We start from the raw sequence: 9457 nt of genomic DNA, 5'->3' as shown, positions 1-9457 counted from the left end.
TAGGCCGGTTCGACAGTGCTTTGAGCGAAGCGGCGAAAAGCTATGTACTTGAGCGGACATTTGCCGACAGCAAATTTTATGATCGTATCAAAGACCAGCGGATCAGCTTCGAGGAGTTCCACACCGTACTCAAGGAATACGTGGCGTGGGAGGCGGAGACCGGGATGTTCGAAATTCTTCTGGAGAAAATCCGCAATTATGAGCATCCCGACGACAGCGAAGACGACGAGGAAGAGGCAACGGGAGCCATGTGGCATCCGCTCTATGCTGAAAGCAGGCGCTTGTTCCGCAAATACGGATTGATCCTGCCTGCAAGCGTCTTTTTCGTGGCTAGCGCGTTGCGCCTCGCTGGCCAAAGTCCGGACGATATTCCGGCGGTAATGGAGGCGGCAAAATTAAAGAGAAGTACTGTTTTCATTAAGGGCATCACGCCATGAGCGAAAATTTATTGATCATAGATACGGCTGCAATCATCAATCTGTACGCACAGCGCGGGCAGGCTGGCTGGGATGCTCTTTTCAAGACCAACAAGCGCGTCATGGTTCTCGACCCTCATAACATGCTTTGCCAGGCGAAAGCATTTGCCGTGGAGACGGCAGCGCCCTCGTCTTAAACGCCTTAACATGAGCCTATCATCACTGTGTGCGGTGACGCGTAGGCGCACTCTTTTCCGCATTTGTGAGCCATTGCCAAACTGTGGTAGGAAGCCGCATGTCATCTGCGCCACTCAACAACCCTGTCTATAACCCGCCGCTGGAGCCGTATATCTCCATCATCCATCAGGATGCGGATATTTTGGTTCTGGATAAGCCCAGCGGGCTTTTGTCCGTGCCGGGACGGGATCCCGCTTTGTCGGACAGTCTGGCAAGCAGGGTACAACGGCGGTTTCCGACAGCCTTGATGATCCACAGGTTGGATAAGGATACATCCGGGGTTGTTGTCATGTCTCTCAACCGGAAGGCCCATGCGACCGTTGCATCGCAGTTCGAGCAACGGCTTACTGAGAAATCCTATGTAGCTGTCGTGTCCGGGCAACTTGTCGGGGATAGCGGACAAATCGATCTGCCGCTGGCCATTGATACCAATAACAAACCGCGCCACCGCGTCGATCACGACAATGGCCGCCCGGCGCAAACGGAATGGCGCGTGTTGGCGCGCGAAGAGGACCGGACGCGGGTGAAATTATCACCCTTGACGGGCCGCACCCATCAGCTTCGCGTGCATATGAAGGCCATCGGCCACCCCATTTTGGGTGATGCGTTCTATGCGGATGAGGCTGCGCTCGCGGCTGCGGACCGGCTTTTGCTGCATGCTGAAACACTGCGGTTTCGTCATCCCGATGGGCGGGATGTGACCTTTACCGTTCCATGCCCGTTTTGAGAATGACATGAGCGTGAGCGACACACAGCATTTGGTGGATTTTGTCGGCGGTGCCGTGGGCCATCGCCTTCGCGCCGGTGAAGGGCGAGGGCAGGCGCTGCCCAAGGCAGCAGGGTTTGCGCGCGGCTTCACACCCAAAATTGTGGACTCCACAGCAGGGTTGGGGCGAGACGCTTTTCTATTGGCTTCGTTGGGAGCAGAGGTGACGCTGATTGAGCGGTCCCCGGACATGTTTGAGGCGTTGCGGGCAGGGCTGGAGCGCGCAAAGACCGAAGGCGGGCGCTACGCGGAGATCGTTAGCCGGATGACACTTCTTCATGGCGATTCCATTGCGCTGTTGCCGGAGCTGTCGCCGGAGGTTGTTGTGGTCGACCCCATGCATCCGCCACGCCATAACAGCGCATTGGTGAAGAAGGAAATGCGCGTTCTGCGCGAACTTGTCGGGGCCGATCCCGACTCTCGCGAGTTGATGACGATAGCGTTGCGTTGCGCGCAAAAGCGTGTGGTATTGAAATGGCCGCTCCGGGCCGCGCCCATGGACGGAATCGTTAAGCCCTCGCACCAGATACTGGGCAAGAGCACCCGTTACGATGTGTTCGTTATTCCCCATCCTGCAGGCTAAGAAGCGCCCGTGCGGCGGCCTCGTCCGTTACCAGCGTATGGCACCCGGTGCGCAGAATTGTTGCCCGGATAGCAGGAGCCCGTACCTTTCCGCCGGACGCAAGAACGATATGGCGAGCGTTTGATACTGCTTCCAGCCCCACGGACATGACCCGGTCGTGAATGGGATGGTGCACTGTCCGGCCCTCAGCATCGAGAAAATGAAACAGCGTATCGCAAATCGCCCCCGCTGCCAGAAGGGCGGCATGATCATCGGGATTGAGAAAGCCACGCGAGAGCGAGGTTCCCTGCGGGCTCATATCCCCACAGCTGATGACGGCAATATCAAGGTTGGCAGCCTTGTTGAACAGTTTTTCCAACCCGCAGCGCTCGATCAGGCGGGTCTTGGTTTCCGCAGAATCGACGACAAGTGGGGCGAGCAGCAGCAGACAATCGGCGCCCAGATGGCTTGCAACCCGCCAGGAATATTCCACCGGATTGATCGTGCTGGCCTCCAGCAGACCGCCCAGAAGAGAAACAACCTTAACCGCTTCCCGCCGCGGCGGGCGAAAGGTCTGGAGTGACGCATTCAGCGTTCGGCCCCAACCAACGCCAAGCGTCATATGATCGGTGATGACCTCGCTCAGGAATGTGCCAAGGGCCGCGCCTACATCACGCGCAGTACTCTCTGGCGTGCCTTCGCCGGGAACCACGATGGCTTCTTCCAGACCAAATGCCTGCTCCAGTTCCAGCGCCAGAGCCGTACATTCGGCAGGGGCCTGGTTGATCCAGATTTGCACCTCCGCTCGTTTACGGGCTTCGTCCAGCATGCGAATGACCGTTGAGCGGCTGACGCCCAGATTCTCGGCGATGTCTTTTTGCGTCAGGCCTCGGTTGTAATACAGCCATGCTGCCCGCAGACGCAGGGACTCCGTCTCAAGAAGGGCCGTTTGACCATTGCGTGTCAGCTTTGCCACGTTTTACTCCACAGTAAGATGGTCACTATCACCAAAATCTTTGAGGATAGCAATACATTTGACGATACCAATTGACAAAAGCGCCACGCGCTCCTATTTTTCGTCTGCGCACTAGGGCGGGTCTTAAGGACTTTACGTGAGGAACTGATATGACATCCAAGCTTGACCAACTTCGCGAAATGACCACGGTTGTTGCCGACACCGGCGATATCGAGGCTGTTGCGCGCCTTAAGCCTGTTGATTGCACCACCAACCCGACAATCGTCTACAAAGCGCTTGGCGAGCCCATGTTTGCCGATGCGATCAAAGAAGCGGTAGCCTGGGGTTCCAAGCAGGGCGGTATCGCAGAAACCGTTGTTCAAACCGTCGCTGACCGCCTGTCTATTTCCGTTGGTGCGGAACTGGTTAAGCTGGTGCCCGGCCGCGTTTCAACCGAAGTCGATGCTGACCTGTCATTCGACACGGAAGGTTCGATTGACAAAGGCCGTAAGATTATCGCTGCATACGAAGAGCGCGGCGTTACCCGTGACCGTATTCTGGTCAAGCTCGCGTCCACATGGGAAGGTATCCGCGCTGCCGAAGTCTTGCAGAAAGAAGGCATCGATTGCAACCTGACCCTGCTGTTCAGCAAGGCGCAGGCCATTGCATGTGCCGACGCTGGCGCATTCCTGATTTCGCCCTTCGTCGGCCGTATCCTCGACTGGCACAAAAAGGCTTCCGGCAAGGACTTCACGGCGGAAGAAGATCCAGGTGTTCTGTCGGTTCGCGAAATCTACAATTACTACAAAGCGCACGATATCAAGACCATCGTCATGGGCGCATCGTTCCGCAATGCCGGTGAAATTGAAGCGCTAGCCGGTTGCGATCGCCTGACCATCAGCCCGGCCCTTCTGGATGAGCTGTCCAAGGACGACGGGAAGCTGGAACGCAAGCTTTCGCCCGATACGGTCACCAACGTCGAAAAGCTGACGGTGGACGAGAAGACATTCCGCTGGATGATGAACGAAGATGCGATGGCGACAGAAAAGCTTGCAGAAGGCATCCGCTCTTTTGCCAAGGATCTGATTTCGCTGCGAACCATGGTTCGCAAGGAACTGGAACAGGCAGCGTAAGCTGATCGAAGTTAGAGCGCCGATCTGATTGAATCAGATCGGCGCTCTGATTCCTTTGACTGAAAGCATAATCTTGTCGATCCTCGTTTCACTCCGGTCGGATTATGCTCTAAAAAGGCCCGGAGTGATCCGGGCCTTTTCTGTGTTCGTCGTTTATTCGAGTTCGTCTTCCGGGCCCGCCGAAAACGACTCGATGCCGTCCGCTTCGAGCGTTGCGAGGAACTCGTCGTAGGCCTCCTGTTCGCTGGCGAATGGCTCATCCCAAACGGTCATGACGTCATCCTGATCGATAACCTGCAATGTCCAGCCACCTGTGCTGCCCGCCGGGCGAAAGATATCCACCAGCACGGTCACGCCATCGCGCGTAAATTCCTCAGATAAGTCAGAATGCTCGAGATTAGGTTCGTTGTCGTTCATACCGGGTCCTCGGACGTGTGTGTTTAGTTGTTCTTAGCGTATTGTTGATAGGTGCAAAACGTTGTTTCAATTTCTTTAACGTTAATCACGGCCGAGGCTGGAGTTCATTAGATAGATTCGTTTCGTCAGGCTGTTTTTAAGATTGTGCTAAAGTTACTCAAAAGTAAACGCGATTTTCTGCGCACGTTGACACGATCGTCACCGGTATATCGCGGGTAGTGGTTTGGAACTGTTTTTTATGCTCGCGGTGTTTTGCTGGCGAAGTTGGACGGCAGGAGGTCGTCAATTTTGACGTCGGTAGCGCGTTGCGGCAACTCATGGAGCACGTGACGCAGCCAGGCGAGCGGGTCGACGCCACAAGCGCGGCAAGTCAACATGAGACTGTAGATCACGGCGCTGGCCTTGGCACCCTCGACGCTGTCGCTGAACAGCCACGATTTTCTTCCGGTCGCAAATACTCTGATATCGCGTTCAAGAATGTTGTTGTCGATCGGCATTGTGCCGTCACTGGTATAGCGCGTCAGATACTCCCACTGGTTTAGAGTGTAGGACACGGCGTCACCCAGCTTGGTGTCCGGCAAGACCTTTGGCGCAATGGTGTCGAGCCAAATCTTTAGGGCGTTTAGGACGGGCAAGCTGTGCTGTTGGCGGAAACCGCGTATGCAGTCGACCTTCGTCTCCCCGGCATCCGGGATATTGTCTCTTGCCTGCTTTTCGATCCGGTAGAGCTGCTCGAAGAACCGGAGTGCCTGTTCCGGCGGTCCGCCTCCATTCTTGCGGGTCTTGAGGGCCTCGACAAAGCGCCGCCTGGAATGAGCCATGCATCCGACATGGGTTGCGCCATTGATGGTGCGCCACGCGGTGTAGCCGTCGGTCACCAATATGCCGCGATAATCACCGAGGAAGGTCTGCGGGTAGATCTGACCCCGGCCGGGCTGGTAGTCGAGAAGTACGATTGGCTCGTCACTGTCCTCACCGCTGCGGTATGCCCACATGTACGACGTGCTGGTGGCTTCCTTGTTCTTTTCCTTCAGGACCTGAACGGTCGTTTCGTCACCATGGATGAGAGGATGCGAGCCAAGCCGCAGCTTCAGGGCCTCATAGATGCGATGCAGATGCTTCTCGCTCGAGGCGATCACCCAGTGAGCAAGTGCTCCACGGCTGATCGGTACGCCGGCCCGCTCGAAGGTCTGGGCAACGCGGTAGAGCGGTGTGCCATCGACGTATTTGTGAACAAGCGCGAAGGCCAGCGTTGAAGCCGTAGCAATGCTGCCCGGCAAGGGTTGTGTCGGCATAGGCGCGATTACGACGGGCGTGTTGATCCCGGTGCGGTCGCAATGGCGGCAAGCGTACTTGAACCGAACATTCTGCAGGACCTTTGCTTTGACTTCGATATGGAGCTGCTCGGTAACGGCCTCGCCCATACGATGCATTTGACTTTTGCAGCATGGACAAGCCTTCTGATCATCGGCAAGGTCGTATTCAACACGCTCGCGCGGCAGATCTTCCGGCAGAGGTCTGCGACCCCGCTTTTTCCCCGCGGTCCTGTCGACCGCTGGCAGGCCTGTATCAGGGAGATCGATGGCAGCATCGCCGTCGTCACTGCCATCTTCGTCCGCAGCAATTTCGGCTTCGTTGAACAGGCGATCAATGTGCTTTTCGCTGCGTGGTGCAAAACGATGCAGCTTTGCGAGTGCCAGTTCCTCTTCGAGCTTGACGACGCGGCGCGAGAGCGCTTCCTTCTCGGCTTTCAGCGCAGCAATTTCGGCGGCATTTGCCGCCAACTGCGCCATCAGCACTGCAACATCAGGTTCACTGGCTCTGTTCATCACAGTTTTGAATCTGAACCGCCCGGCCGCGTCAACTGCTTAGATCGTCCCTTCAGCCGACAATCTCATATTGCCGCAAGGGATGGCGGACCATCGCGTCGATATCGATGCCGTCGAGAACCCAATGAAGCTGTTCTGTCGTCAGCGTCACCACCGGCACCTCGCGGCGCGGCCATCGGAACTTATCTTCGGTCAACCGTTTCAAAACCAGCACAAAACCGGATCGATCAAAAAACAGGAGCTTCATCCGGTCACGCCGGCGATTGCAAAATGCAAAGACAGCAGGAGCGAACGGATCGAGCGCCATTGTCTCCTGAACCAGCACCGCAAGGCTATTGATCCCCGCCCTGAAGTCGATCGGTTCACGATGCAGGTAAACCTGGATATCAGCGTTTAGCTTGAACATGAGCCAGCGTTCCGATGATCGTTGTCAAAGCGTCCACGTCATCGCATTCAAGCGACAGCATCACGCCATTTGGCAATGACGCACTCACCTTCGACGGGGAGCAGGTCCCGTGCGCTCTGCGTGCCGGCTCTTCGTTCCCTGCATTTGGCATCTCAATATCGAACTTGCCGATTGCCGCCGTGATCTGAACCGGTACGAACGCAGATGTCGACGACACAGATACGTGCCGGGCATTCTGGATCCATTTTCTCACAAGGTTTGCGTTGACCCCGTGCTGAAGCGCTAGCCGTGATACTGAAACCCCCGGCTCTGAACACGCCTCGACCAGCCGCTGCTTCCATGCGGGATCATAGCGGCGCCGGCGGTCGCGATCTTGTTTTGAAGAGGGGAATTTAAGAGTGTCTTTGTCCATCAAGGTGTCCACCTATGTTAAGTGGAAATCTCCATGCCTGACAGCATTTAAGACAGGAAGGCGTATAGAAACTCGCGCTTACACTCAAAACACTACTAATAAGTGGAGTAATAGTTAAGAAAAGCAGATGAAGCGCTAGGCTCAGGACCTATTAAATAACTTGCGCGGCTTTCTCCTTTTTGATTCCTTTGGATCGAAACGGAGGCCTTACGATGAGTGATTTGATGCTGCTATCGGAAGCGCAGATGCGCCGGATCGAGCCGTATTTTCCGCTGTCGCACGGCGTTCCGCGCGTTGATGATCGGCTGATTTTGAGTGGAATCATCTTCGTTCTGCGCAATGGGTTGCGATGGCGCGACGCACCGAAGGAATATGGGCCGCATAAGACGATCTACAACCGCTTCATCCGCTGGAGCAGGCTCGGCGTGTTCAATCGCATCCTGGCAGAACTGACTGCAAAGCGTGGTAGTCCCGAGCAATTGATGATCGATGCGACCCATTTGAAAGCCCACCGCACCGCAGCCAGTCTGCTAAAAAAGGGGATGTTCCCCGACGTATCGGACGCACCAAAGGCGGGCTGAACTCCAAGCTGCATGCTGTCTGCGATGGCCATGGTCGGCCGCTGATCCTGCTTTTGAGCGAAGGGCAGATGAGCGACTACAAAGGGGCCGCGCAGATGTTGCACGCCTTCCCAAAGGCAAAGACGCTGCTGGCTGACAAGGGCTATGACGCTGATTGGTTTCGAAATGCTCTGGCCGAGCGCAAGATAACCGCCTGCATTCCATCGCGGGCAAACCGCAAGGTGCATATCCCGCACGACCAGACGCTCTACAAAAAGCGACACAAGATCGAAAACAGGTTTGGCAGGCTAAAGGACTGGAGGCGAATTCACACCAGATACGATCGCTACGCCCACACCTTCTTCTCAAGCATATGCATCGCAGCAGCCGTAATTTTCTGGCTGTAATTTAACGAGTCCTGAGCCTAAGGCTCAACGCCCCTGTAACAATGGCGGAGAGGGTGGGATTTGAACCCACGATACCCTTGCAGGTATGCCGCATTTCGAGTGCGGTGCATTCGACCTCTCTGCCACCTCTCCGCATCAGGTCGGCGCGATTTGCACGCGCCGTCTGATAGCAATGAACGGATGAGCTGGCAAATTGGGTTTACGGCATTGGCGGTGTGGCCGCAGCGTGCCTTAATCTCTGACAATCTGCAGGAGCGGTTCGAAGCTGTAGAGCGCTGGCCGACGCCCAGCAGCAGGTTCCAGGGTTCGGATCAGTTCCTTTTCGACCAGAATCCGCGTGAACCGGTGCGCTGTCGTCTCGGGAATACCAGATCGGCTCGTGAAAATATTGTTGCGGAACACCGGGCGTGAAAACAGGAAGTCAAGCGCTGCCGTCGCCCACTGAGAACTTAAAAGTTGCGGAAACTCCTTCTTCAGCTCTTCGTAGAGATCGCGGATCCGTTCAGCTGTTGCCAGGTCCTTCTGGGCTTGCGCTTCCAGTGCTTCCAGAAAGAACACGGTCCATTCGGTCCATTCGCCGGACTTCGAAACCTCCCGCATTCGGTCGATATATTCATCGCGGCGATCTTCGAAATAGCTGCTGATGTAAAAGTGCGGCGCTGAGATTGCACCGGATTTCCAGAGCATAAGTGTGATCAGCATTCGACCGATGCGGCCGTTTCCGTCCTTGAACGGATGCAGTGCCTCAAATTCGAGATGGGCGAGGGCCGTTTTGATGAGGATCTGCCATTCCTCTGACTGAATGAAAGCGAACAAGCGCTCCATCCCGTCATTGAGTTGTTCGGGGCGCATTGGCACAAACAGGACTTTCCGCCTCGTTCTGTCTACCAGGTAATTCTGCTCGCTTTTGAATTCACCTGGCGACAATTGGGCACCGCGGCCTAAGCCAAGAAGCACCTTATGCGCGCTTTTGATGAGAAAGCTCGATAGGGGAGCACCTTGCTCCATAGCGCGCTGGGCGGCGCTTAAGGCTCGACTATAGAGAAAGACTTCAATCGCTTCATTGCGGTAATTGCCGTTGGATATATCCTCATTGTCTTCTTGGTCCGCTTCGTAGCGCAGCACCTCGTCTAGCGTGCTGACTGTGCCTTCCATACGAGATGAACGACGGCTTCCTGAATCCGCAGAGGAGCCAGCAGAATTTCACTGTTGTGCATGCCCTTGAGCATCTGGTCATAGCGAGCTAGGGCTGCAGACGCTGAAGCAATTGGCATTATCAGTTGATTGGCGTCCATCCCGGAAGGTGGGAACTGATCGTAGTGATAGTTCACGGCTTCACTTAGATCTAGACTCGGGC

At 55.7% G+C, this 9457-nt stretch carries 12 protein-coding genes, 1 tRNA gene and 1 pseudogene; 6 read left to right on the top strand and 8 right to left on the bottom strand.

The features are described from left to right. From IFT84_RS20360 to IFT84_RS20345, 4 genes are all read left to right on the top strand, one after another. A partial coding sequence (locus IFT84_RS20360; RefSeq protein WP_206757423.1) for a hypothetical protein occupies window positions 1-437 on the top strand: 437 nt, incomplete at its 5' end. Further along, window positions 434-613: a hypothetical protein gene (locus IFT84_RS20355; RefSeq protein ID WP_192122461.1), complete on the top strand. Its 180-nt coding sequence runs from the start codon at window positions 434-436 to the stop codon at window positions 611-613. The genes IFT84_RS20360 and IFT84_RS20355, both read left to right, overlap by 4 nt. 98 nt (window positions 614-711) lie before the next feature. Next, the gene (locus IFT84_RS20350; protein ID WP_192122460.1) at window positions 712-1380 is read left to right on the top strand and encodes an RluA family pseudouridine synthase; all 669 of its coding nucleotides are present in this window, start codon (window positions 712-714) and stop codon (window positions 1378-1380) included. A 13-nt stretch (window positions 1381-1393) separates the two neighbouring features. Further along, the gene (locus IFT84_RS20345; protein ID WP_446737631.1) at window positions 1394-2002 is read left to right on the top strand and encodes a class I SAM-dependent methyltransferase; all 609 of its coding nucleotides are present in this window, start codon (window positions 1394-1396) and stop codon (window positions 2000-2002) included. Here the strand turns inward: IFT84_RS20345 and IFT84_RS20340 are convergent. Further along, window positions 1980-2957 carry a sugar-binding domain-containing protein gene (locus IFT84_RS20340; RefSeq protein ID WP_192122458.1) on the bottom strand — a complete coding sequence of 326 codons (978 nt, stop codon included), beginning with the start codon at window positions 2955-2957 and terminating at the stop codon, window positions 1980-1982. The two genes, IFT84_RS20345 and IFT84_RS20340, sit on opposite strands and share 23 nt — an antisense overlap. A gap of 149 nt (window positions 2958-3106) precedes the next feature. Here IFT84_RS20340 and tal point away from each other — a divergent pair, with 149 nt between their 5' ends. Next, window positions 3107-4069 carry a transaldolase gene (tal, locus tag IFT84_RS20335; protein WP_192122457.1) on the top strand — a complete coding sequence of 321 codons (963 nt, stop codon included), beginning with the start codon at window positions 3107-3109 and terminating at the stop codon, window positions 4067-4069. 153 nt (window positions 4070-4222) lie between these two features. On the opposite strand, the gene IFT84_RS20330 is transcribed toward tal, so the two are convergent. The 4 genes from IFT84_RS20330 to tnpA form a co-directional block, all read right to left on the bottom strand. Next, the gene (locus tag IFT84_RS20330; RefSeq protein WP_192122456.1) at window positions 4223-4486 is read right to left on the bottom strand and encodes a hypothetical protein; all 264 of its coding nucleotides are present in this window, start codon (window positions 4484-4486) and stop codon (window positions 4223-4225) included. Window positions 4487-4722: 236 nt separating this feature from the next. Beyond that, window positions 4723-6315 (bottom strand): IS66 family transposase, encoded by a 1593-nt coding sequence (gene tnpC / locus IFT84_RS20325; protein WP_192122455.1) that lies wholly within the window; start codon window positions 6313-6315, stop codon window positions 4723-4725. Between the two features lie 52 nt (window positions 6316-6367). Further along, window positions 6368-6721, bottom strand: coding sequence for an IS66 family insertion sequence element accessory protein TnpB (gene tnpB, locus IFT84_RS20320; RefSeq protein ID WP_042619874.1), 354 nt, complete (start codon window positions 6719-6721; stop codon window positions 6368-6370). Further along, entirely contained in the window at window positions 6702-7133 is a 432-nt protein-coding gene (gene tnpA, locus IFT84_RS20315) for an IS66-like element accessory protein TnpA (protein WP_192122454.1), read from the bottom strand. The genes tnpB and tnpA overlap by 20 nt, the downstream gene beginning before the upstream one ends. A gap of 212 nt (window positions 7134-7345) precedes the next feature. Here tnpA and IFT84_RS20310 point away from each other — a divergent pair. Continuing rightward, a protein-coding gene (locus tag IFT84_RS20310) for an IS5 family transposase (RefSeq protein WP_192122453.1) occupies window positions 7346-8100 on the top strand; the annotation gives its coding sequence in 2 pieces (ribosomal slippage) (window positions 7346-7679 and window positions 7679-8100; 756 coding nt in all). 42 nt (window positions 8101-8142) lie between these two features. On the opposite strand, the gene IFT84_RS20305 is transcribed toward IFT84_RS20310, so the two are convergent. The 3 genes and pseudogenes from IFT84_RS20305 to IFT84_RS21550 all read right to left on the bottom strand — a co-directional run. Continuing rightward, window positions 8143-8232, bottom strand: a tRNA-Ser gene (locus IFT84_RS20305). Between the two features lie 99 nt (window positions 8233-8331). After that, entirely contained in the window at window positions 8332-9108 is a 777-nt protein-coding gene (locus IFT84_RS20300; protein ID WP_244651319.1) for a Fic family protein, read from the bottom strand. Window positions 9109-9177: 69 nt separating this feature from the next. Beyond that, window positions 9178-9317 (bottom strand): annotated as a pseudogene (locus IFT84_RS21550) (Fic/DOC family N-terminal domain-containing protein); the annotation flags it as partial. Window positions 9318-9457 lie beyond the last annotated feature (140 nt).

Source organism: Rhizobium sp. CFBP 8762 (assembly GCF_014841565.1).
Taxonomy (GTDB): domain Bacteria; phylum Pseudomonadota; class Alphaproteobacteria; order Rhizobiales; family Rhizobiaceae; genus CFBP-8762.
Note: the sequence above shows the minus strand (reverse complement) of the source record. Positions and strands in the feature narration are given on the sequence as shown.

Excerpts from the sequence above, each read along its gene's own strand:
- IFT84_RS20355 (WP_192122461.1), top strand. The coding sequence starts at position 434 with ATGAGCGAAAATTTATTGATCATAGATACGGCTGCAATCATCAATCTG.
- IFT84_RS20350 (WP_192122460.1), top strand. The coding sequence starts at position 712 with ATGTCATCTGCGCCACTCAACAACCCTGTCTATAACCCGCCGCTGGAG.
- tal (WP_192122457.1), top strand. The coding sequence starts at position 3,107 with ATGACATCCAAGCTTGACCAACTTCGCGAAATGACCACGGTTGTTGCC.
- IFT84_RS20330 (WP_192122456.1), bottom strand. The coding sequence starts at position 4,486 with ATGAACGACAACGAACCTAATCTCGAGCATTCTGACTTATCTGAGGAA.
- tnpC (WP_192122455.1), bottom strand. The coding sequence starts at position 6,315 with ATGAACAGAGCCAGTGAACCTGATGTTGCAGTGCTGATGGCGCAGTTG.
- tnpB (WP_042619874.1), bottom strand. The coding sequence starts at position 6,721 with ATGTTCAAGCTAAACGCTGATATCCAGGTTTACCTGCATCGTGAACCG.
- tnpA (WP_192122454.1), bottom strand. The coding sequence starts at position 7,133 with ATGGACAAAGACACTCTTAAATTCCCCTCTTCAAAACAAGATCGCGAC.
- IFT84_RS20300 (WP_244651319.1), bottom strand. The coding sequence starts at position 9,108 with ATGGAGCAAGGTGCTCCCCTATCGAGCTTTCTCATCAAAAGCGCGCAT.